Annotated in this window: 20 protein-coding genes and 1 pseudogene; 7 read left to right on the forward strand and 14 right to left on the reverse strand. The window is 40.8% G+C overall.

Features of this window, described 5'->3' with window-relative positions:
• Nucleotides 1-70 precede the first annotated feature (70 nt).
• From SFRI_RS11995 to SFRI_RS12010, 4 genes are all read left to right on the forward strand, one after another.
• Nucleotides 71-1,294 carry a porin family protein gene (locus SFRI_RS11995; protein ID WP_011637787.1) on the forward strand — a complete coding sequence of 408 codons (1,224 nt, stop codon included), beginning with the start codon at nucleotides 71-73 and terminating at the stop codon, nucleotides 1,292-1,294.
• 11 nt (nucleotides 1,295-1,305) lie between these two features.
• Nucleotides 1,306-1,701 (forward strand): type 2 periplasmic-binding domain-containing protein, encoded by a 396-nt coding sequence (locus tag SFRI_RS12000; RefSeq protein WP_011637788.1) that lies wholly within the window; start codon nucleotides 1,306-1,308, stop codon nucleotides 1,699-1,701.
• Nucleotides 1,702-1,938: 237 nt separating this feature from the next.
• Nucleotides 1,939-4,122, forward strand: a complete 2,184-nt coding sequence (locus tag SFRI_RS12005) for a M3 family metallopeptidase (RefSeq protein ID WP_011637789.1) — start codon at nucleotides 1,939-1,941, stop codon at nucleotides 4,120-4,122.
• A 432-nt stretch (nucleotides 4,123-4,554) separates the two neighbouring features.
• The gene (locus SFRI_RS12010; RefSeq protein WP_011637790.1) at nucleotides 4,555-6,654 is read left to right on the forward strand and encodes a bifunctional 2',3'-cyclic-nucleotide 2'-phosphodiesterase/3'-nucleotidase; all 2,100 of its coding nucleotides are present in this window, start codon (nucleotides 4,555-4,557) and stop codon (nucleotides 6,652-6,654) included.
• Nucleotides 6,655-6,780: 126 nt separating this feature from the next.
• Here the strand turns inward: SFRI_RS12010 and SFRI_RS12015 are convergent, their stop codons facing one another.
• Nucleotides 6,781-7,227: an ATP-binding protein gene (locus tag SFRI_RS12015; RefSeq protein ID WP_041413603.1), complete on the reverse strand. Its 447-nt coding sequence runs from the start codon at nucleotides 7,225-7,227 to the stop codon at nucleotides 6,781-6,783.
• A gap of 31 nt (nucleotides 7,228-7,258) precedes the next feature.
• Complete coding sequence (gene cobB / locus SFRI_RS12020; protein WP_011637792.1) at nucleotides 7,259-7,981, reverse strand: Sir2 family NAD+-dependent deacetylase; 723 nt, start codon at nucleotides 7,979-7,981, stop codon at nucleotides 7,259-7,261.
• Between the two features lie 358 nt (nucleotides 7,982-8,339).
• Between cobB and fur the strand changes: the two genes are divergently transcribed.
• On the forward strand, nucleotides 8,340-8,771 hold the full coding sequence (gene fur / locus SFRI_RS12025) for a ferric iron uptake transcriptional regulator (protein WP_041413604.1): 432 nt from the start codon (nucleotides 8,340-8,342) through the stop codon (nucleotides 8,769-8,771).
• Between the two features lie 81 nt (nucleotides 8,772-8,852).
• Here the strand turns inward: fur and SFRI_RS12030 are convergent, their stop codons facing one another.
• From SFRI_RS12030 to sdhC, 9 genes are all read right to left on the reverse strand, one after another.
• Entirely contained in the window at nucleotides 8,853-9,779 is a 927-nt protein-coding gene (locus SFRI_RS12030) for an AEC family transporter (protein ID WP_011637794.1), read from the reverse strand.
• A 123-nt stretch (nucleotides 9,780-9,902) separates the two neighbouring features.
• Nucleotides 9,903-10,775: a succinate--CoA ligase subunit alpha gene (gene sucD / locus SFRI_RS12035; protein WP_011637795.1), complete on the reverse strand. Its 873-nt coding sequence runs from the start codon at nucleotides 10,773-10,775 to the stop codon at nucleotides 9,903-9,905.
• A complete protein-coding gene (sucC, locus tag SFRI_RS12040; protein WP_011637796.1) occupies nucleotides 10,775-11,941 on the reverse strand; it encodes an ADP-forming succinate--CoA ligase subunit beta in 1,167 nt (388 codons plus the stop codon). Before sucC ends, sucD begins: the two co-directional genes overlap by 1 nt.
• A gap of 75 nt (nucleotides 11,942-12,016) precedes the next feature.
• Nucleotides 12,017-13,213 (reverse strand): 2-oxoglutarate dehydrogenase complex dihydrolipoyllysine-residue succinyltransferase, encoded by a 1,197-nt coding sequence (gene odhB / locus SFRI_RS12045; protein WP_011637797.1) that lies wholly within the window; start codon nucleotides 13,211-13,213, stop codon nucleotides 12,017-12,019.
• A gap of 28 nt (nucleotides 13,214-13,241) precedes the next feature.
• Nucleotides 13,242-16,064 (reverse strand): 2-oxoglutarate dehydrogenase E1 component, encoded by a 2,823-nt coding sequence (sucA, locus tag SFRI_RS12050; protein ID WP_011637798.1) that lies wholly within the window; start codon nucleotides 16,062-16,064, stop codon nucleotides 13,242-13,244.
• A 202-nt stretch (nucleotides 16,065-16,266) separates the two neighbouring features.
• Nucleotides 16,267-16,974 carry a succinate dehydrogenase iron-sulfur subunit gene (locus SFRI_RS12055; protein ID WP_011637799.1) on the reverse strand — a complete coding sequence of 236 codons (708 nt, stop codon included), beginning with the start codon at nucleotides 16,972-16,974 and terminating at the stop codon, nucleotides 16,267-16,269.
• A 16-nt stretch (nucleotides 16,975-16,990) separates the two neighbouring features.
• A complete protein-coding gene (gene sdhA / locus SFRI_RS12060; RefSeq protein ID WP_011637800.1) occupies nucleotides 16,991-18,757 on the reverse strand; it encodes a succinate dehydrogenase flavoprotein subunit in 1,767 nt (588 codons plus the stop codon).
• Entirely contained in the window at nucleotides 18,758-19,105 is a 348-nt protein-coding gene (sdhD, locus tag SFRI_RS12065) for a succinate dehydrogenase, hydrophobic membrane anchor protein (protein ID WP_011637801.1), read from the reverse strand.
• Nucleotides 19,099-19,494, reverse strand: a complete 396-nt coding sequence (sdhC, locus tag SFRI_RS12070) for a succinate dehydrogenase cytochrome b556 subunit (RefSeq protein WP_011637802.1) — start codon at nucleotides 19,492-19,494, stop codon at nucleotides 19,099-19,101. The genes sdhD and sdhC overlap by 7 nt, the downstream gene beginning before the upstream one ends.
• Before the next feature lie 409 nt (nucleotides 19,495-19,903).
• Here sdhC and SFRI_RS12075 point away from each other — a divergent pair, with 409 nt between their 5' ends.
• A complete protein-coding gene (locus tag SFRI_RS12075; protein WP_011637803.1) occupies nucleotides 19,904-21,190 on the forward strand; it encodes a citrate synthase in 1,287 nt (428 codons plus the stop codon).
• Between the two features lie 678 nt (nucleotides 21,191-21,868).
• Here SFRI_RS12075 and SFRI_RS12080 read toward each other — a convergent pair.
• Together SFRI_RS12080 and SFRI_RS12085 are read right to left on the reverse strand one after the other, a co-directional pair.
• Nucleotides 21,869-22,306 (reverse strand): hypothetical protein, encoded by a 438-nt coding sequence (locus tag SFRI_RS12080; protein WP_011637804.1) that lies wholly within the window; start codon nucleotides 22,304-22,306, stop codon nucleotides 21,869-21,871.
• Nucleotides 22,293-23,057, reverse strand: coding sequence for an N-acetylmuramidase family protein (locus SFRI_RS12085; protein ID WP_081430138.1), 765 nt, complete (start codon nucleotides 23,055-23,057; stop codon nucleotides 22,293-22,295). Before SFRI_RS12085 ends, SFRI_RS12080 begins: the two co-directional genes overlap by 14 nt.
• Here SFRI_RS12085 and SFRI_RS21025 point away from each other — a divergent pair.
• A pseudogene (locus SFRI_RS21025) lies at nucleotides 22,969-24,172 on the forward strand (IS4 family transposase). The gene SFRI_RS12085 and the pseudogene SFRI_RS21025 sit on opposite strands and share 89 nt — an antisense overlap.
• Here the strand turns inward: SFRI_RS21025 and SFRI_RS12100 are convergent.
• On the reverse strand, nucleotides 24,169-24,534 hold the full coding sequence (locus SFRI_RS12100; protein WP_011637806.1) for a hypothetical protein: 366 nt from the start codon (nucleotides 24,532-24,534) through the stop codon (nucleotides 24,169-24,171). The pseudogene SFRI_RS21025 and the gene SFRI_RS12100 overlap by 4 nt on opposite strands.
• Nucleotides 24,535-24,564 lie beyond the last annotated feature (30 nt).

Genomic DNA, 24,564 nt, shown 5'->3' on the forward strand with positions numbered 1-24,564 from the left:
GTAATGCAGTACCAAAAAACCAAAAATATAAGCCCAAAGGGCATATGAGTGATGATCAAGGAGTAACACCATGCAATTTAATTTAAAAATATTATCCGTTGCGATATCAATGGCGATAGTCCCAAGTTTAGCAGTGGCAGATGAAGCCGCTGATGCTAAAATTGCTAAACTAGAGCAGCAGGTACAAACGTTGCAGGCGCAGCAAAATGCAAGCCTAGCCGACAAGGTCAAATTTAACGGTTTTATTAGCGGAGCCTATATCAGCTCTGATAATGATGCTGGCTACAATAATGCTGATTCAAGTGCTAACTTTAGCGAAGACAGTAAATTAGGTCTACAAGGGACATTTAACATTTCTGACAATACTCAAGCAGTATTACAGCTAATGATGCGCGGTAAATACGACTGGGAAGTTGAAGCTGAATGGGCCTATTTATCCCATCGCTTTGACAACGGCGTTAAGATTCGTGGCGGTAAACTGCGTGTGCCTTTATTTATGTACTCTGATTACTTAGATGTTGGATATGCACAGCCTTTCGCGCGCCCACCACAAGAAGTATACGGTACCATCCCGTTTTCATCTTACACTGGTGCAGGTGTTTCTTATGATGTGGAATACGATGACTCAACACTAACAATGCAAGCATTTGGTGGTGAGTCCGACGTTAAAAACTCAGCGGTTGAATTAAGCAACCTTATGGGTGCTAACGTAAGTTGGACTGATGAAATTTGGACTTTACGTGCTGTATATGCACAAGCCAAATTAGATGGTCCAATTGTCTCAGAAGTAACAGTGCCTTTAGCCGCAGGTGTAAATACTCAAGCTAACTATACCGTATTAGAACTTAATGATGAGAAAGGTTCATTCGTTGGGGTGGGTGCAAGTTACGACAATGGTGAAGTGATTGCTATTACTGAATGGACTCGTTCAGAAATTGATAACGCTTACCCTGACACTGATTCTGGTTACTTAACGCTGGGCTACCGTATTAAGGAATTCACACCTTACGCTACAGTTGCATACATGAAGACTCAAGATAATGATGAGCGTCTGCCACTATCAACAGCGACTGCTATTCAAATGGTTGCATTTAATGCTGAGCGCATGGCTTACAGTATTGGTTTACGTTGGGATGCTATTGATAACGTCGCGATAAAATTTGATGTCACTTATGCTGAAGATTTTGGTGACACTTCAGGTGGATTCACGGGCAACAGCATCGACACATCAACAGGTAAGTTTACTTATGATGACACCTTGATTTACACCGTTAAATTCGACGCAGTATTTTAAGGAGTATGATAATGAAAAAGTTACTAACTATTTTAGCACTAAGTTTAACCGCTGTTACCTCCGCTAACGCTGCTGTAGTTGTTATTGGTAATCCTGCTGCTGCAGACATTTCAATTAATGACGTTAAAAAAGCTTTTTTAGGCAAAGGCAACTCTTCGGTCGTCGTTTACGAATTAGAAGAAGGCAATCCTATTCGCAGTGAGTTTCATCAAGCTGTTACTGGTAAGTCTGATGCACAACTAAAAGCATTTTGGTCTAAGCAAGTCTTTACCGGTAAAGGTACTCCACCACCTGCGGTTTCTGGTGCTGCAGCGATGAAATCTGCAATTGCAAGTAATCCAAATGCCATTGGCTACATTGATGAAGCAGACGTTGATGCCACAGTTAAAGTCATTATTAAACCATAAAGATAATGATCCTGTGATTTGCATGCATCAATAGTGTGGAAAGATAACCACCGATTTTTTTGATGATAAACCAAAGCATAAACCGAGCAATTATTGTGATTGCTCGGTTTTTTTGTTACAAACAAATCAAAAACCTTATGTTAATTATGTGTAAAATTAATATCAACATATAACAATCCATACCCAATAATTCATCAAAACCCGCTTATTCAGACAATAAACAAAAGAGGACAAGATATGAAGGGCTTACCCCTTAAACCCCTTTTCGCCAGCATCGCGGTAATATTTGCACTAAATGCCTGCTCCATGTCAACCGTATCCCAAACGACCAATGACCCCACGCCATTAACAGCTGCACAAATAGAACAACAACATGCTGATAATCCGTTTTTTAAACCTTACGGTACATTTTTTGAAATCCCTGATTTTGCCAATATTACAACCGATGATTATATCCCAGCCTTTGAAGCTGGAATGACTGAGCTGCAAGAGCAAATTAGTACTATCGCAAATAATCCTCAGCCCCCAACTTTTGAAAATACGATTGAAGCAATGGAATTTTCAGGCGATTTACTAACCCGAGTATCATACGTATTCTTTAATTTGGCGGGCGCAGACACTAACGATGCGTTACAAGCTATATCCAAACAGATTTCACCCAAACTATCGTCATCACAAGATGATATTTTCCTAAATCCAATGCTGTTTCAACGAGTAAAAACTTTACATGAACAACGTAATAGCTTGTCCTTGAATACTGCACAGGCAAAATTACTGGAAGATACATACAAATCATTCACCCGAGGCGGAGCAAATTTATCAGCAGAAGATAAAATTACCCTCCGAGGTTTAAATGAACAAATTAGTAAGTTAAGCCTTACTTTTGGCGATAATTTATTAGCTGAAACCAATGGCTTTCAACTCATCATTGACAACCAAGAAGACCTTTCCGGTTTACCACAAGATGTGGTTGACACTGCAGCTCGTAAAGCTACAAAACTGGGTCATCCAGGTAAATGGATTTTTACTCCTCATCGCCCATCAATGACCCCATTTTTGACTTACGCTGATAATCGAAAACTGCGTGAAACCCTATTTAAGGCTTACGTTGCTCAAGCAAATAATGACAATGAATTCGATAATAAAAAGATTCTCGCCAAAATAGCCTCAATACGTTCACAACGAGCTCAGCTTATGGGATATCAATCTCATGCTCATTTTGTACTTGAGTCTCGCACTGCTAAGACCCCAGAGAATGTCTATGCTCTATTAGATAAAGTGTGGCCAGCTGCATTAAAGCAGGCTAAAAGTGAAGTGGCAGACATGCAAGCGCTAGTCGATACCCAAGGTACCGATTCGACCATTGAAGCATGGGATTGGTGGTATTATTCAGATAAAATTCGCGTCGCTAAATACAGTTTCAATGAACAGCAAACTAAGCCCTATTTCTCACTTGAGAGTACCTTGAAAGGGGTATTCTATACCGCTAATCGTTTATATGGCATTACTGTCAAAGAACGTACGGATTTGCCCAAGTATCACCCAGATGTTCGTACCTGGGAAGTCTATGATAAAGACGGTAGCTTGCTCGCTATATTTATGGGCGACTATTTTGTCCGTCAAAGTAAGCGAGGCGGCGCGTGGATGAACGTATACCGTCAACAATATAATATGAATGGAGTAGAATCAAAGCCGATTGTGGTTAACGTACTTAACTTCCCTCGCCCAGCAGGTAATGAGCCAGCACTACTTACATTTGACGAAGCCAGTACTCTGTTTCACGAATTTGGACATGCATTGCACGGCATACTTTCTAATGTGACTTACCGTTCTCAATCCGGAACTAGCGTACCAAGTGATTACGTTGAGTTTCCATCTCAAGTGATGGAAAACTGGATGACACAGCCGGAAGTATTATCACAATTTGCAAAGCATTATCAAACGGGTGAAATTATTCCCCAATCTTTAATAAATAAAATCCAAGCCGCTAGCCAATTTAATCAAGGTTTTGCCACTGTCGAATATATGGCTGCCACTTATTTAGACTTGGATTGGCATTCTCTTAAAGATAGCAAACTACGCGATGCAAAAGATTTTGAATTGGCCTCATTAAATAAAATGGGCTTAATTAGCCAAATAGCCCCTCGTTATCGCAGCACTTACTTTTCGCATATTTTTGCAGGCGGTTATTCTGCAGGATACTACAGTTACCTTTGGTCTGATATTTTAGGTGCTGATGCTTTCGAAGCATTTAAAGAAAATGGAATTTTTGATCCAAAAACAGCTCAAAAATTCCGTGATAGTATTTTATCCAAAGGCGGCAGTGCAGATCCGATGGAATTATACAAACAATTTAGAGGTAAGGATGCAGGTATTGAACCGCTATTACGTAGCAGAGGTTTATTAAAAGAAAAACTTTAATATTAAAAATTGAATGATGATATTAACAATGGCTTCGACAGCCATTGTTAATATTGCCAAATTTAATATGGATATTTACTTCCTGGTAAACAGACTCTAAGTATTTAAAGGTATAAATTCTATTCATACCAAATCATAAAACAAGTTCATATTACATCCATTAATATCAATCCTTATCAAACACACAAAAAATTTACATGAAACGTATTAATAGCTTGTCGGCTTTTTATCACCTTTTACGCCTATTAATTGCACGAACGCACTCATTAATCATATTAATTTAGCGTTACATCACAATTTATTCATATCTTATGCTTATAATCTCCGCGGTGTTTTCATTTTATTATCAAAATAGTTAAGGATCGTTAACACTACGTAAGAGGCAAAAACAAAAAATACGCCTCGGGGTCAAATAAATATAGAGAGTAAAATATGTTAAATAAAAAACTTCTTGCCGTTGTTATCGCTGGTGCACTGGGATTAGGCGGTTGCGGCTCTGATAATGACGATCAAACAAGTACTGTTGCTGCAGATATCAAGTTACGTGTAATGGAAACCACAGATCTTCATACCAATATGATGGATTACAACTATTACTCAGGTAAAGAAGATAAGACCATCGGTTTGGTACGTACAGCAAGTTTAATCAATGCAGCACGCGCCGAAGCCACTAACTCGGTATTAGTCGATAACGGTGATTTATTGCAAGGTAGTCCAATGGGAGACTATATTGCCAATAAATTTAAAACTGAAAACAACATGCTAACCGACACTCATCCTGTGTACAAGGCAATGAATACCCTAGACTACGAAGTCGGTAACATTGGTAACCATGAATTTAACTATGGATTATCATTCCTTGAGCAATCACTTGGTGGCGCTAACTTTCCTTATATTAATGCCAACGTAATTTGTGCTGATAAAGATGGTTGCTGGGATGATGTATTATTCAGTGAAAACATGTTCACACCGTATATTATTAAAGACAAAGTCGTTACCGATGTTGATGGTAATGAACATACAATAAAAATTGGTTACATCGGCTTTGTACCACCACAAATTTTACAATGGGATAGAGCTAACTTAGACGGTAAAGTTGAAGTATTAGGCATAGTTCAAGCGGCGAATAAATTTGTGCCACAAATGAAAGCAGAAGGGGCTGATATCATTTTAGCCATTCCGCATTCAGGTATTGGTTCAAGTGAAAACCCTGGCGACCCATGGGCAGAAAACGCAACCTATGCATTAACCAACGTCGATGGTATTGATGCGATTTTCTTTGGTCACAGCCACTCTGTATTCCCGTCTGCAACTTACAGCGACTTACCAAATACTGACGTAGACAAAGGTTTATTGAATGGCGTTCCTGCCGTAATGCCTGGCCGCTGGGGTGATAACTTAGGTGTGGTAGACTTAGTTGTACGCCAAGTAGAAGGGAAATGGACCGTAATTCATGAAGAATCAACTGCTAAAGCACGCCCAATTTACGACAATGCTAATAAAGTAGCATTGGTTGAAGGTGAAGCTAGCTTACGTGATGCAATTGAAATTGAACACAATGGTACTATCGAATATGTTAGCCAACCTATTGGGGTTGCTGCCGCTAACATGTACAGCTTTTTAACTTTAGTTCAAGATGATCCAACGGTTCAGATTGTATCTAATGCTCAAATAGCGCGTGTTAAAACATTAATTACTGATGATCTAAAAGATTTGCCAATCTTGTCAGCAGCAGCACCATTTAAAGCCGGTGGACGTTATGCTGAAGGAGATGCAAGCCAATATGTACAAGTTGATGCTGGCGACCTTTCGTATAAGAACGCTGCTGACTTATACCTATACCCAAATACTATGGTTGCAGTTAAAGCTACCGGTGCGGAACTAAAAGATTGGTTAGAATGTTCTGCCAACCAGTTTAATCAAATTGACCCAAGCGTCAGTGCTCCACAAAATTTGATTAATCGCGCAGGCCACCCAACTTATAACTTCGACGTTATTGATGGCTTAACTTACAAAATTGATGTAACTCAACCAACTAAGTTTGACCGAAGCTGTGCTGTCGTTAACGCTGATGCAAATCGTATTGTTGACTTAGCATACACAGCACCTGACGGAACGGTTATTACGGGTGATGAATTAGCAGCGATGTCGTTTGTTGTGGCTTCAAATAACTACCGTGCTTTTGGTGGTTCATTTGCGGGTACCGGTTCAGACCACGTAGTGCTAGAACTGCCAGATACCAACCGTGATGCATTATCAGCTTATATTACTGAGCAATCACAACCAAATGCGACTGGCGGATATGATGCTATGGTTGATCCATCAGCTGATTACAACTGGGATTTTAAAACTATTGATAATGCGACTGTTGCATTAGACATTCGTTTTGAAACCCAAGACAGCGATGTTGCTGACAAGTTTGTTGCTGATAATCAACAACGTAAAATGGTGAAGTTACCTAAAACAGCTGATGTTGTAGCCGGCTTTGCGATTTATAGCATCGACCTAACTACACCTGTTGCTGCGAAGTAATTACTCGCAGACTAAATGCAAAAAAGGCGCTTTATGCGCCTTTTTTATTTTTATTACTCAGTCCTGAAATATGGCCACACAACTTAAATACTGTAACTATCATTTAACAAATCACTTTCCACGTTATTACTCTTCAAACAACTGCGCCATTTTTTGAATATGCGCTAATGAAACTTGATGTTGATTTCGTTGCGCGCAAAGCTGTTGATGTTGGTCGTTATCTGGCTGCCCAACCAATACCACTTTAACTTGATAGCCTAACGCTTTTGCAGCGGCTTCATAAGCCATAAATTCCCATTTCGCGATATTAGTATTATCACAAATAACTATCGGTTCTTTACGCGCCAACGCCTGAATAAAAGCCGTTAAATTAGCCTGATGATATTGGCCGATTTTTTGCGGATTAAAGCGGTACTGCCCTTGTTGATAAAAATAGCGGTCTGTAGAGAATAGGCCATGCTGACGGATATGAATAGCCTGCTCAATGCCTTGAGAAGTAATAAATTGTTCAACCCAATAAGATTTACCACTGCCAGGTAAACCACGCATAATAATCGCCAGCTTTGTCGGCATCACGTCACTAACGGCTTGCTCTAATAATGCTTCACTCACTACCAATCACCTTACCCGCTAAAATATCGTCGACTAACTTAGGTAAGATAGCACCCGCTTTACCGGTAAAATGATATTGAAACTGACTATGACGGTCTGCAGGATCCAGATTAACCTCCACGGTTTGAGCACCGTGGTGATTCGCACTATCGACAAAACCTGCCGCGGGATAAACCGTACCCGATGTACCAATCGCAATAAATAAGTCACAGTGGTCTAAAGCGTCGTGAATTCTGTCCATACCAAAAGGCATTTCACCAAACCACACAATATGTGGCCGCAGGCGCTTCCCGGGTATGCAACAGGTGCAGCAATTATCAACACCGAAAGGTTCACGTAATACAAAGGTTTGTAGCGATTGTGGGCATCGACCTTTTGCTAATTCACCGTGCATATGCAGTAATCGTTTAGACCCCGCACGCTCGTGTAAATCATCAACATTTTGGGTTATTACTAGCAATTCACCCGTAAATTCTGTTTCAAGTTTCGCTAGCGCTAAATGTGCAGCATTGGGAATGACATCATCACTGTGTAATTGTTGCCAGCGGCTATTATAAAAACGCTCCACTAACTCGATATCTCTTGCATAGCCTTCAGGAGTGGCAACATCTTCAATATGATGCTGTTCCCATAAACCATGCTGATCTCTAAACGTGCTCATACCCGACTCAGCTGAAATACCTGCGCCGGTCAGCACTACAATTTGCCGGTACATTGTTTGTCCTTTATTGTGATGATGTAAAATAAAATGTAATGACTTTTTATACCATATCAAAAATACGTACTCAGGTTACAAAATGTTGTCACTACACGGTCTAAAAATTCACATAAAATTCATGTTATAGATTTGATAATAATATCGGATATCCGAATAGGTACAATAATCCCTTAGTATAAGTAAGCTTATTGAGAGATCCTTAACAAATAATATCAGCTTAAGTGACTGTTTTACTAAATATCCTCTATATTGGTTGATAAAGCAGCTTAAGAGGTTTATGTTTTTAGACTCAAGACATATAATGATTAGAATATCCACCGATGAACCGATTGGTTCTGCAATCAAGAGATTAGCAATGACAGATGGAAATCAAGCACTCAAAAAAGCCGGATTAAAAATAACCCTGCCGCGAGTTAAAATTCTAGAACTGATGCAATCCCCAGATAACCAGCATATCAGTGCAGAAGACTTATATAAGAAGTTACTCGAAATAGGCGAGGAAATTGGCCTTGCTACTGTATACAGAGTATTAAACCAGTTCGATGATGCGGGCATTCTAAATCGTCATCATTTTGAAAGTGGTAAAGCGGTGTTTGAAATGTCGACTCAACAACACCATGACCATTTAGTGTGTTTAACCTGTGATAAAGTGATTGAGTTTTCTGACGACGTGATTGAACGTCGCCAAGATGAAATCGCAATGCGTCATAACATCAAGCTGACTCACCATAGCTTGTACCTTTATGGTCATTGTACCAATGATACTTGTGATCACGCTGACGAATAGTCTGTATGTGAGCAACAAACAAACCAGCAAATTTGCTGGTTTTTTATTGGCTAACATTTATCATAAGCTTTTAAAGTTTACTTAAATCAAGAATGTAAGCCATAGGCTAAAACTAAACACTGATAACAAGGTCGATAATACTACTGTGCTACCCAAGGTTGATTCATGTTGTTTAAGTTCAGTGGCAATAAGATAAGCGTTGACGCCAAGCGGAGAAGCACTGAGCAACACCAACATCGCAGTGCTTGATGTGGTTAGTTCAAATACAAACTGCGCCATAATATAAACTAATGCTGGCAATAAAATAATTTTTAAACCACTAGCCATTAAGGCTAAACGCCAATGTTCACCTATACGATAGAAACTTAAATTAGCACCTAGCACAAACAATGCACACGCCAAAGCGGGCTTAGCTAATAGCGCTAAACCTTCATCTAATTGTTGTCCCAAGTTAATACTTAACGCATTCACTAAAATACCTAGTCCAATACTCATTACTACCGGATTAAGTACCATAGAGCGAGCAAACCGTCGCCACGAGAAACCTTGAGGCTGCGCTCGTGCCGCTAAGATAAAAGTCAGAGCAAACAAGGTGGCGCTATGAAAAGTAATGATCATAAATACCTGCCCCATCATTGCTGGGCCTAATGCAGCGATAATAATGGGTAAACCTACCAATACCGTATTGGAATAACTGGCACCCAACGCGAATACCGCACTGGCATCACGCCCCTGCAGCGCTATTGGACTAAAAAGGCGATTAATTCGGTAACCTATAGAAAACACTAACAACACTGGTAAATAAAAAGCTAGCAGTGCAAATGGGTCAATGCTTTGCGCTAACGGTGCTGCGAGCATATTGATAAATAGAAATGCCGGGATACTGACGTAAAAAGTGAACCTGCTTATCCCAGTAATGTGTTCTTTGTTAAAGAATCCAACTCGGGTTAATACATAGCCTAATAACACCATAAATATTAAGGGGAAAATAATGCTGATGATGGCCATAATTACCTTGCTAAGAATTAAAGGAATCGCAACAGATTGTCTATTAAAATATAACTATATGAACATAGTGAATAAAAACCAATAAAAAAGGCGCCTAAGCGCCTTTTTATCAAGAAGGTATAATTACCAACCTGTTTTGATACGTAGTGCTTTACCAATGTCAGCTAAAGAGCGAACAGTCGTAACGCCAGCAGCCTCTAGAGCAGCAAACTTATCTTCAGCAGTACCTTTACCGCCAGCGATAATTGCGCCAGCATGGCCCATGCGCTTACCTTCTGGTGCAGTAACACCAGCAATGTAAGATACAACAGGCTTAGTTACGTGTGCTTTGATATAAGCAGCCGCTTCTTCTTCAGCATTACCACCGATTTCACCGATCATAACAATCGCTTCAGTCTGTGGATCGTTTTGGAACATTTCCAATACGTCGATGAAGTTAGTGCCAGGAATTGGGTCGCCACCGATACCTACACAAGTAGATTGGCCGAAACCTTCATCAGTAGTTTGCTTAACCGCTTCGTACGTTAATGTACCAGAGCGAGAAACAATACCTACTTTTCCAGGTAAATGAATGTGACCAGGCATAATACCAATCTTACATTCACCAGGAGTGATAACACCTGGGCAGTTAGGACCGATCATGCGAACGCCAGTTTCTTCAAGTTTCACTTTCACTTGAAGCATATCAAGTGTAGGGATACCTTCAGTGATACAAACGATTAGCTCAAGGCCAGCATCGATTGCTTCAAGGATAGCGTCTTTACAAAAAGGAGCTGGTACGTAGATAACAGTTGCAGTTGCACCTGTTGCTGCTACAGCGTCTTTAACAGTGTTAAACACTGGAAGACCTAGGTGAGTTTGACCACCTTTTCCAGGAGAAACACCACCAACCATTTGCGTGCCATAAGCAATCGCCTGTTCAGAGTGGAAAGTACCCTGACCACCAGTGAAACCTTGACAGATTACCTTGGTATCTTTGTTAATTAAAACAGACATTATTTGCCCTCCGCAGCTTTAACAACTTGCTCAGCCGCGTCAGTTAGACTTGTAGCCGCGATGATATCAAGACCAGACTTAGCCAATACTTCACGACCTAATTCAGCGTTAGTACCTTCAAGACGTACAACGACTGGCACTTTAACGCCAACTTCTTTAACCGCACCAATAATACCTTCAGCGATCATATCGCAACGCACGATACCACCGAAGATGTTAACCAATACCGCTTTAACATTGCTGTCAGAAAGAATGATCTTAAATGCTTCTGCAACACGTTCTTTAGTTGCTCCACCGCCAACGTCTAAGAAGTTAGCTGGCTTGCCGCCGTGTAGGTTCACGATGTCCATTGTACCCATTGCTAGGCCGGCACCGTTAACCATACAACCTACGTTACCGTCTAAAGCAACATAGTTTAATTCAAATTTAGCAGCATGCGCTTCACGAGCATCATCTTGTGATGGATCGTGCATTGCTTTGATTTTAGGCTGACGGAATAATGCATTGCCATCAATACCAATTTTGCCATCTAAACAGTGAAGGTTGCCTTCAGTGGTGATAACAAGTGGATTGATTTCTAATAACGCAAAATCATGGTCATTGAACATGTTCGCTAGACCCATAAAGATCTTAGTAAACTGCTTCATTTGTGTTGGGTTTAAACCTAACTTGAAGCCAAGATCACGAGCTTGGAAAGCTTGAGGACCTGTTAACGGATCAATGATAGCTGTGTGGATAAGCTCTGGCGTATGTTCAGCCACAGTTTCGATATCAACACCACCTTCAGTCGACGCCATGAACACAACGCGACGAGTGCTACGGTCAACTACTGCACCTAGGTACAATTCGTTAGCGATGTCAGTACAGCTTTCAACTAGAATTTTAGCAACTGGCTGACCTTTAGCGTCAGTCTGGTACGTTACTAAGTTCTTACCTAACCAGTTTTCAGCGAATGCTCTGATTTCGTCTTTATTACCGGTAACTTTAACGCCACCTGCTTTACCACGGCCGCCTGCGTGTACTTGACACTTAACAACCCATAAGTTTCCGCCAATGTGACCAGCTGCTTCTACTGCTTCTTGAGCAGTATCACATGCAAAGCCTTCAGAGACTGGTAAACCATATTCGGCAAATAAAGATTTTGCCTGATACTCATGCAAATTCATGATGATCTATCCATATACTTCTAATCAAATCCAACTGGCTCAATATGAGCCAGCGACGAGGGTTTATCTACCTACTTACAGATCAAGTAGCAGACGAGTTGGATCTTCTAAGAAGTCTTTAATCGCGACTAAGAAGCCAACTGACTCACGACCATCAACAATACGGTGGTCGTAAGAGAGTGCTAGGTACATCATAGGCAGGATTTCAACCTGACCATTGACTGCCATTGGGCGATCTTTAATGGCATGCATGCCTAAGATTGCGCTTTGTGGCAGGTTCAAAATTGGCGTAGACATGAGTGAACCGAAAACACCACCGTTAGTCACAGTGAAGTTACCGCCAGTCATGTCAGCAACAGATAATTTACCGTCACGGCCTTTAATGGCTAATTCACGAACCGCTTTTTCGATTTCAGCTAAGTTCATGGTATCAGTGTCACGCAAGACTGGAGTTACCAGACCACGAGGCGTTGATACAGCGATGCTGATGTCGAAATAGTTATGATAAACAATGTCATCACCATCAATAGAAGCGTTAACTTCTGGGAAACGTTTTAGCGCTTCTGTCACAGCTTTGATATAGAAAGACATAAAGCCTAAACGAATACCATGGCGTTTTTCGAAAATGTCTTGGTACTGTTTGCGAATATCCATGATTGGCTTCATGTTAACTTCGTTAAACGTAGTTAACATTGCCGTTGAATTTTTCGCTTCTAAAAGACGTTTTGCGATAGTTTTACGAAGACGTGACATTGGTACACGCTTCTCACTACGACCTTCTAAAGGTGCTACAGGAGCAGCTGGTGCAGCGGCTTTAGCAGGAGCTGACTTAAGGAATGCATCTACATCATCCTTAGTTACACGTCCGCCCACACCAGAACCTTTAATTTTACTGGCATCAAGATTATGTTCGGCAATCACACGACGAACAGATGGGCTTAATGCATCATTAGATTCATCAGAAGCAGCTTCGGTCGTTGCCACGACAGCAGGCCCTGAAGCTTCAGCTTTAGTCACTTCTTGGCCAGACACAACACCAGCGACAAAATTAGCAATCACTTGCTCACCTAAAACGGTATCGCCTTCTTGGAATAACAATTCAGAAATTGAACCGTCTTCTGGTGCTACCACTTCTAACACGACTTTGTCTGTCTCGATATCAACTAAGTTTTGATCACGAGTAACCTGTTCACCAGGTTTAACATGCCAAGTAGCAATAGTTGCATCAGCAACAGATTCTGGTAATACGGGTACCTTAATTTCGATACTCATGGAAAGCTTCCCTTATATAAATTATCTATTACGACAGTTTTAATGCGCTATTTACTAATGATTCTTGCTGCTGTACATGCAACCCAGGGTAACCACATGCTGGTGCAGCAGAAGCTTCACGACCGGCATAAGTTAATTGAGCACCTGCAGGAATATTAGCCCAGAAATGATGCTGACTACAGTACCATGCCCCTTGGTTTTGCGGCTCTTCTTGACACCAAACAAAATCAGTAACATGTTGATATGTTTCTAACGCTGCACGCATTTCCACATCAGGGAACGGATACAGCTGCTCAACACGCACGATGGCAACGTTGGTCACATTCTCTTTACGACGCTTTTCAAGTAACTCGAAATACACCTTACCGCTACAGAATACAACACGGTCAACTTGACTTGCATCTAAGGTATCTATCTCACCAATGATATTTTGGAAAGTACCTTCAGCAAGTTCTTCTAAGGTAGACACCGCTAATGGGTGACGTAGCAAAGATTTAGGTGACATTACCACTAACGGGCGACGCATAGGACGCACAACTTGGCGACGCAACATATGATAAACCTGCGCCGGAGTTGATGGCACACACACTTGCATGTTGTGGTTAGCACATAATTGCAAGAAACGCTCTAAACGGCCACTTGAATGCTCAGGTCCTTGACCTTCATAACCATGAGGTAACAACATAGTCAGACCACATAAACGGCCCCACTTTTGCTCACCAGATGATAAGAATTGGTCAATCACTACCTGTGCACAGTTAACGAAGTCACCAAACTGCGCTTCCCAAATGGTCAAGCCACCAGGTTCTGCAGTCGCGTAACCGTATTCAAATGCCAACACTGATGCTTCTGATAATACTGAGTCAATAATATCAATTGGCCCTTGTTCATCAGCCACATTACGCAAAGGTAAATAGGTAGAACCGTCTTTTTGGCTATGCAATACAGCATGACGATGGAAGAACGTGCCGCGACCAGAGTCTTGACCCGTAATGCGCACACGCTTTTTATCTTCAAGAATAGAAGCATAAGCTAACGTTTCAGCGAAACCCCAGTCTAATAACTTCTCGCCTTTAGCCATGGCAGTGCGATCAGCACAAATTTTGGCAACACGAGATTGAAGCGTATGATTTTCAGGAATATCAACTAACTTATTGGCTAAGTTTTGCAGACGTTCCATCGACATTGAACCGGCGTATTCTTCATCCCATTCGCGATTTAAATAAGGTGTCCAGTCAACTGTATGTAACGTCATAGGACGCCATTCTTTAACCACACAATCACCTGCATCTAATGCATCACGATAATGGTTAATCAGTCCGGTCACTTCATCGGCAGGAATGCTGTTTTCAGCTATCAACTTATCAGCATAAATTTTACGTGGCGTAGGGTGTTTTTTGATTTTAGCGTACATTAACGGCTGAGTCGCACTAGGCTCATCAGCTTCGTTATGGCCATGACGGCGATAACACACTAAATCAATCACTACATCACGTTTAAATTCATTACGATAATCCACTGCAAGTTGAGAAATAAACGCAACGGCTTCAGGATCGTCAGAATTGACATGGAAAATAGGTGCCTGAACCATCTTAGCGATGTCAGTACAGTATTCGGTTGAACGTGTGTCAGCTTGGTTTGATGTGGTAAAACCAACTTGGTTATTAACCACAATTCGAATACTACCACCAATAGTAAAACCACGTGTTTGAGACATGTTGAACGTCTCTTGCACAATGCCTTGGCCAGTTATAGCTGAATCACCATGAATGGTGATAGGCATAACTTGCAGACCGTCTTTACAACCACGACGATCTTGACGAGCACGTACAGAACCAATAACCACTGGATTAACGATCTCTAAATGAGATGGGTTAAAGGCTAATGCTAAATGAACGTTTCCACCTGGCGTTTCAAAATCAGATGAGAAACCTTGGTGATATTTTACGTCGCCAGAACCGTGAGTGTCCGCATGCTTACCCGCAAACTCATCAAACAATTCAGCAGGACGTTTACCCAGCACGTTTATGAGCAAGTTTAAACGACCACGGTGAGCCATACCTACTACGATTTCTTTAGTTCCAGCTTCGCCTGCACGGTAAATGATTTCACGCATCATCGGAACGAGCGCATCACCACCTTCTAAAGAGAATCGTTTAGCTCCAGGGAATTTAGCACCAAGATATTTTTCGATACCTTCGGCTGCATTCAACCCTTCAAGAATACGCTTTTTGACGCTGTTATCGTACTTGGCTTTACCTAATGTCGGTTCAAGACGTTGTTGGATCCAACGCTTTTCATCGGTATCAGTAATATGCATGTATTCAGCACCTATCGAGCCACAATAGGTACTCTTTAGTGCATGAATAATATCAGCAAGCTTCATGGTCTCACCGCCGAGGGCGAATGAACCAGTATTAAACTGACGTTGCATGTCATCAACGGTTAAGCCGTGGTAAGCAGGATCCAATTCCTGAACAGCTTCACGCTTCCACAATCCTAATGGATCTAAATTGGCATTTTGATGGCCACGGAAACGGTGAGCATTGATCAGTTGCAGGACTTTAACTTGCTTCGCATCTAACTCTGGGTCGCCGACGCTAGTAGCGTTTTTTAAACGACCTTGTAAAGCTAAACTACGGAAATAGTCACGAACTTTAGAGTGAGCAGTTTCGGGTACTTCTACTGAGGCACCGTTAACCGGAGGGAGGTTATCAAAAACAAGCTGCCAATCAGGAGTAACTGATTGCGGATCTTCTTGATAGGCTTCATACATCTCTTCTACGTAGGTCGAGTTCGAACCACTTAAATGTGACGACTCGAGCCAGGCTTTCATGATGCCTTGGTGCATTGTTATTCCTTTCAAACTTGATACACGTGCTAGCCATAAACATAACAGTGAGTAACGTAAGTTACATCACACGTAGACTGAAATTATCTTAACAAGATAATAGCAGGAGGTATTACATAAACACACAAAAGAGCCATCCCCAATATTGAAGATGACTCTTAACAAAGCTAATAAGTCAGATTATTTTGCTCAGTTTTGTGCATTAAACAGCTCGCTTAAGCAGCATTGACTTAATGTGACCAATCGCTTTAGTTGGGTTTAATCCTTTAGGACAAACGTCAACACAGTTCATGATGCCATGACAACGGAACACACTGTAAGCATCATCTAGTTCAGATAAACGCTCTTCAGTGGCCGTATCACGACTGTCAATTAAGAAACGATATGCATGTAATAAACCACTTGGCCCGATAAATTTATCAGGGTTCCACCAGAAAGATGGACAAGCAGTTGAACAACATGCACACATGATACATTCATATAAACCATCTAAATGAGCACGCTCTTCAGGTGATTGTAGATGTTCACGAGCTGGAGCCTGTTCGTCATTAATCAGATAAGGCTTAATTTTTTCGTATTGCTTGTAGAACTGAGTTAAGTCTACAACCAAATCACGAACTACTGGCATGCCTGGTAAAGGACGGATTTCAATTTTCTTACCTTTAAAGGTAGATAATGGCGTAATACACGCTAATCCGTTTTTACCATTCATGTTAACACCGTCAGAACCACACACACCTTCACGGCATGAACGACGGAACGCAAGCGTTGAGTCTTGTTCTTTCAGTTTAATTAACGCATCTAACACCATCATGTCAGTGCCATCAGGCACTTCTAAGGTGTAATCCTTCATATAAGGCTTGGTATCTACATCAGGATTATAACGATACAATGCAAATGTTAATTTCATCTTTTGCAACTCCTGCCTAATAGGTACGTTTTACAGGTGGAAACGCTTCACGTAATTTAGGTGTCATGTTGACATCACGTTTGCTCATACCTTGAGTGACTGGGTTATACAAACTATGACATAACCAATTATCATCATCACGGTCTAAATAATCTTCACGAGAATGCGCACCACGGCTTTCAGTACGGAAGTTAGCTGCATAAGCAGTTGCCAGCGCTGTAGCCATTAAGTTGTCTAATTCTAAGCACTCAATACGTTGAGTATTAAATTCTGTTGAATTATCAGATAACTTAGCATTTTCAAGACGCTTTTGAATTGCTTGTAGCTGTTCTAAACCTTCAGCCATAGCATCTCCACTGCGGAAAACAGAGAAATTTAACTGCATACACAATTGAAGATCTTTACGGATAACCGCAGGTTCTTCGCCGTCTTTGTTGCTTTCCCAACGATTAAGACGAGCAAGTGATGCACTAATTTCTACGTCTGAAGCCGCTTTTGGATCAGGTGTAGCGTCTAACGCTTTACCTAAATGCTGACCAGCAGCACGTCCAAACACAACTAAATCAAGTAAAGAGTTACCACCTAAACGGTTTGCACCGTGTACAGATACACAAGCAATCTCACCAACAGCAAATAAACCTAATACATCTTGTTCAGTGCCGTCGTCATTCATACGAATAACTTGACCACTTACTTTAGTCGGTAAACCGCCCATCATATAATGACAAGTTGGCAACACTGGAATTGGACCATCAGCTGGATCAATATGAGCAAAGGTACGTGATAATTCACACACACCAGGAAGACGAGCTTCTAAGGTTTCTTTACCTAAATGATCAAGTTTTAGCAAACAATGTGGACCTAAAGGACCGTCTAAACCACGACCTTCACGAATTTCAGTCATCATTGAACGTGCTACCACGTCACGAGATGCTAAATCTTTCGCGTTTGGCGCATAACGTTCCATGAAACGCTCGCCGTCTTTGTTTAGAAGATATCCACCTTCACCACGACAACCTTCAGTAACCAAAACACCTGCACCGGCAATACCTGTAGGGTGGAACTGCCACATTTCCATGTCTTGTAACTGAACACCAGCGCGTGCCGCCATACCAACACCGTCACCAGTATTGATGTGAGCATTAGTGGTTGATGCATAAATACGTCCTGCACCACCAGTGGCTAAAATAGTCGCTTTTGCTTTGAAATAAACAATTTCGCCCGTTTCAATTTCAATTGCAGTACAACCCACCACTACGTCATCTTCGTTTTTAACCAAATCTAAGGCATACCACTCAGAATAAACGTCAGTTTTATGTTTAACGTTTTGTTGGTATAAACAATGAAGCAGTGCATGACCTGTACGGTCAGCTGCAGCAGCAGTACGAGCAGCTTGCTCACCACCAAAATTACGCGACTGACCACCAAAAGGACGCTGATAGATAGTGCCGTCTTCGAAACGAGAGAAAGGTAAACCCATTTGCTCAAGTTCGATAATCGCTTCAGGACCCGTTTGACACATAAACTCAATGGCTTCTTGGTCGCCGATAAAATCAGAACCTTTAACCGTGTCGTACATGTGTTGTTCCCAATGATCTTCGTGCGCATTACCTAATGCTACAGTGATGCCACCTTGAGCAGAAACGGTATGTGAACGAGTTGGGAATACTTTAGATAACAGCGCACAGCTCTTACCTTCTTTAGAAATCTGTAATGCAGCTCGCATACCCGCGCCGCCGGCGCCGATTACGATTACATCAAATTCGCGTACTGGAATACTCACTTAAACACCCCACACTATTACAATGCCTGACGCTAAATAACTAAAAGCGATCAACACAAAGGTAAACTGTAATACACCACGTAACGCTGTATGTTTGACATAATCAGTCAACACTTGCCATACACCAATCCACGCATGGATAAGTAAAGCAATCAAGGTTATTAGGGTAAAGACTTTCATTGGAAGTGAAGCAAACAAACCATTCCAAATCTCGAAAGTTAACGGGGCACTACACGCGATAAAGCCAACTAAAAAAATAGTATAACAAGCGAGGATCACTGCACTTGCGCGTAATAGAATATAGTCATGAACACCACTGCGTCCAAAACTTGCTGCATTTGTTACCATACCCAAATCCCCGCTATGATTGAAAAGACTACTGCTAACACAAACGTAGCCTTAGCTGATGAGACACCCGAAGCTAACTCTTCCCAGTGTCCGGCATCCATAATCAAATGACGAATGCCACCTAATAAGTGATAACCCAACGCGGTTAGAATGCCCCAAATGATGAACTTCATCACGAAACCATCGAACAAGGATTGTACGCTAGCGAACCCATCTGCTGATGTTAAAGTCGAATTTAACAACCAAAGAAGGATACCAATAGCAAATAGCATGATAACACCGGAAATACGGTGCAGTATTGATGCGATAGCTGTCGCAGGAAAGCTTATCGTCTGCAGGTCTAGATGGACAGGTCTTTGCTTTTTCACGTTCTGCTCACTCAGCTCCATTGAGCATTATTTTTTTTATGATCTATTTTTTGCTTAACCACTAAAGCTTGCACAAGGCAGAGCATTTTTTAAACAAAAAACAGACTACTCTCAAGCATCTAATCAGTTGAGAAACCACTATTTAGTTAGTAAATTGATCATTTCTAAACTGTGACGCTCGTCGCCCTTAGGGACGCAGGCAAGTATACTCGCGGGAATTGTCAAATACAAACCTCACATTATGCAAAATAAGTTTTTTTAGTATTTTTTTATTCTAATGCAAGCGCAGAGCGGTTTTCAGCGAACATATACCATGGTCTAACAAATTTAAACGCTTATTTAAATTGATCTGTGATCCCGATCCACTGTAAAGTAATGACCGCTTAACATGCCGCACTCATATAGAAGAATGAAGTAAGGAGAACGGGGTATGGCTGATAATATAGCCAAATTAGAGTTACCAGGAAACGATTCAATCGACCTACCTATTAAGAAAGGTACTGAAGGTTTTGACGTTATCGACATCAGTACACTTGGAAAAAAAGGTTATTTCACCTTCGATCCAGGCTTTTTAGCTACTGCATCTTGTGAGTCTGCTATTACATATATCGATGGTGAACAAGGTATCTTGTTGCATCGTGGATATGCAATTGACCAGCTTGCAACTGAATCTACCTATTTAGATTTATGCTACTTGCTTCTTTACGGTGAATTACCGTCTAAAGTTGATTACGAACAATTTGTTGCCACAGTGAAAGAACACACTATGGTACATGAGCAAATTGCATTCTTCTTCAGAGGTTTCCGCCGTGACGCACACCCTATGGCAATGCTATGTGGTGTAACCGGTGCATTATCTGCTTTCTATCAAGATTCTCTTGATGTTAACAATCCAAAGCATCGTGAAATTGCAGCTTACCGCTTAGTGTCGAAAATGCCGACAATCGCAGCGATGTGCTACAAGTACTCAATGGGGCAACCTTTTGTTTACCCACGTAACGATTTAAGTTATGCGGGTAACTTCTTGTCGATGATGTTTGCTACTCCGTGTGAAGAGTACAAAGTCAATCCTGTTGTAGAAAAAGCAATGGATCGTATTTTTGTACTGCATGCTGATCATGAGCAAAATGCATCTACATCTACCGTCCGTTTAGCAGGTTCTTCAGGCGCTAACCCATTTGCATGTATTGCAGCGGGTATTGCTTCGTTGTGGGGCCCAGCTCATGGTGGTGCTAACGAAGCTTGCTTAGAAATGTTAGAAGAAATCGGCAGCGTTGACCGCATTCCTGAGTTTATCGAGAGAGCGAAAGACAAAAACGATCCATTCCGCCTAATGGGCTTTGGCCATCGCGTTTATAAGAACTTCGACCCACGTGCTAAAGTGATGCGTGAAACCTGTCATGAAGTCCTTAAAGAACTTAAAGTGGTTGACCCATTATTAGACGTAGCAATGGAACTTGAGCGTATCGCACTTGAAGATGAGTACTTCATCTCTAAGAAGCTATACCCGAACGTTGATTTCTACTCTGGTATCATCATGAAAGCCATTGGTATCCCTAACGATATGTTCACAGTGTTATTTGCACTGTCACGTACTGTTGGTTGGATTTCACATTGGAAAGAAATGTTAGATCAACCAGGCCATAAAATCAGCCGTCCACGTCAGTTATACACTGGTGAGTCTGCGCGCGATTTTGTGAGCGTTGATAAGCGTTAATCTTTTGATTAACCAAACTAAAAAAGCGCCGAAAGGCGCTTTTTTGTTATCTAAATTTAGATATCGGTGACTATTCAACGTAGTGTATAAATCAACCCTAAACACCTTCGATGATTTATAATCGGTTAGAAGCGATGTTTAATAGAACCATTTATTGCATGTTTTAACAGTTTAAAGTCGTATGACAGTAACCTGTTTGGAGTTGGTGCTAGTTAAACTCCAATTAGTCTTTGTTGATGACTCTATTACAATCTGGATCACCATTACCGGTGTGCAAGCTAAGAGGTACTAAACCTCTCCAAGAACCCATATTAATGACTTTTTTACACCATAGTTCCAGCTTTTAGGAGCATTAATTAAGCTTTTTTGGCACTGCTCCGCGGCGACATTAATTGTTAAGTTGTGATCATCTATATAAATTGAATTATTCCACCTCGGACCTGCTGCTTTGGCGAAAGATATAACAAAGAAAAAGCAAACAAAAATGTTTTCCCCATGTCAAAGTCTCTTCTTAAGAAACTCTTTTTTGAGAAATATAAACTGTAAAAGAAAGCATAGGCGAAGGTATGAATGAGCCTGTTCAGCAAAATAGACCTGCTTTTCTAATTCATCATCTTGGTACATTTATTCCACTTTAATCACTTTAATTTTAGCAAGATAATGAACATTTTTAATTCACTAGAAATCTTCAATAGAGCCCAACTTACTAAAACCTGAATCATCACAAAGCCAATATTCTTTTGTACCAATTTTTTGCATTGTTACTGATGTTTCTTTAGTAATCATATTAAGTTCTTCGCTGTAGTAGTCACTCACTAAGACTTCACTATCGCCGTATGTGAAAGTCATACTGTGCTCTGTAACTAAAGAACGGTGGTAGCTCGATTTACTCACATCACTAATTAGCGCTGCATTAGCAAGCTTTGAACTCTCAATATTAAATTGCTCTAATTTAAACGTGTTATCTATTTTACTAATAACAACATCAATCGATTTGGGCTGATCAGCGTGGCATTTAAATATAATCTCTGCCACATCACGCTGAGAGGCACTACACGATGCAACTAAAAATAAGGGTAAAACCCACAAAGCGTTAGAGAGTTTACTTTTTGTCATATTTTTCAAATGCCTTATGTAATTTAATATCATACTTATTCTGTTCGTACTGCGAGCCGTTATAACCTTTCGCAAATGAAGCCCAGTCTAGCGTTATTAGGTACTTTTCTAGGCCTTTATTCTTTACAAAGCTAACGAAAGCATCAAGCTGTTTTCTTTCAGAGCTGAACATTGCTTTAACAAATGCTTCTACGCTAGTAAAACCAGACTCACTATAATTAAAGCCCATAATTTGAAAGCGCCCCCATGAAGTCGACTTCAAAGCCTCTGAAGTATCTAAACTCATGGCAATTTCAAGCCTTGCATACTCTTGGGAGCCACCGGTATATAAGCTTCGATTCCAGGTTCTGCTGGATACAGATGGATGACTCTGATCATACTTGTGATTTGTCAAACGAGCAAAAATATGGGCTTCAAATAAGATTTTTGGCTTTCCGTTTGAGAAAAATGCATCACCAGAAGACTCTACGTCCGCAACAGCTTTAATAGCAGCGACTTTACAACCAAGTTGATTGGCAATATCTAGATAATCTGACTCAGATACTGACGAATCCCCACAAAAGAATGAATAAAAATAATGAGATAGGTTAAAAACGGAGGAACATTCATGGCATTTGGTGATCAAATTTATCGCCAAACAAATATTACCACGAGTAAATGCCATGAATGCGAAACAAGTTTTATCAAAATGCCTATCGTTTGTCACCCCATTAATGCACAAAACACTCCGCTTGAGTTTGTTTGCTGCCATTGAAAGTTCAATGAACGGTGGCTCGCTTTCTATCACAGGACTTGGCCGGAATATAACGAATAAAGCAAAGAAAAACATAAGATTAAACGTGTAGATAGGCTCTGTAGTAATAGTCACTTACATCGTGAAATCGAGTTTATATACACCCGCATGACCTGCCTGCTAGTCGGGAAAAGGAAGCAACCCATTATTCATATCGATTGGTCAGATCTTGATGACCGAAAGCAGCATTTTCTCATTCGAGCATCCCTGGCGGCTCAAGGACGATCACTGACACTTTATGAGGAAATACATCCCCTAAACAAAAAAGAGAAACCAAAAACTCATTTATTGTTTATGACTAAACTTAAGGCGATGCTACCTCATGACTGCAAGCCTATTATCGTTACTGATGCAGGATTTCGAATTCCATGGTTTAAGCAAATATTGTCACTCAATTGGGATTACGTAGGGCGATTTAGAAATAGAACTCACTGTAAAAAGCATGTTGAGGATGATTGGTTTCCTGTTAAAAAATTGCATGTCCAAGCAAACTCAAATGCCAAAAATCTAGGTATATATTACTTAGGTGAGCAGACTGCTTTTAAATCTCGCTTAGTGATTTTTAAACGCAATGCTAAAGGGCGAAAAGACAAAGTGGCCACAGGTGATAAAGCTAGACTGAGTAAACAGTCACGAGCAAGTGCCGAGCAAGTGCCGAGCGAGAGAAAGAGCCGTGGTTACTGGCAACATCGCTATGCACTAGCAGTGATACAGCTAAAAGGATCGTTAAAATTTATGCGACAAGGATGCAAATAGAAGAGAGCTTTAGGGATGTCAAAACGGGTTTAAAAATGAATGATAGTGGCTCAAGGATTACGCATAAGCTCAGCGTATTGCTACTCATCGCCTGCTTATCCCAATTTATGTTATACCTGTTAGGTTTGGCAGTTAAAGCGGCTGATAAGCATAGACAATACCAAGCGAATTCAATCAAACACCGTAATGTTTTATCAAATCAATTTATAGGATTAAGAGCTTACAAAGATAAGTCTTTGAGGCTGCTGAAGTCTCACTGGCGAGCAGGAATTAAGACGCTACAATCGTTAATCAAGGATCCACAAGCATGCTATTAAATTCGTGGGGATCCCTCAGAATCAGATAACATTTGAATATCAATAGATGCTATCGGTAATTTATAGGTAACCTTACTTAAAGTCGTTAATAGCTTCTCATTCATTTTTCGATGAGTTCGACCATTAGCGTCAATTTTGCCGTCTGGACGTACCATATTAAGTACTTTGCTTTGAAATAACTTAATCGCTACAACAGTTTTAGAGCTTTCAGGCCTAGAGCCTAAACGGCCATCAACAATTAATGATTTTGTAGGAGGAATGAATTTGAGTAATTTATTTAAAGCCGTTTGTACTACTTTTACATCGTTTAAATTGTTAGCACCACCCAGTCCGACAGCTTGAGTTATTTTTATTGATGACATCGTATTATCCTTGTCATAGTTGATTTTAAT

It is taken from the genome of Shewanella frigidimarina NCIMB 400, from assembly GCF_000014705.1.
Classification (GTDB): domain Bacteria; phylum Pseudomonadota; class Gammaproteobacteria; order Enterobacterales; family Shewanellaceae; genus Shewanella; species Shewanella frigidimarina.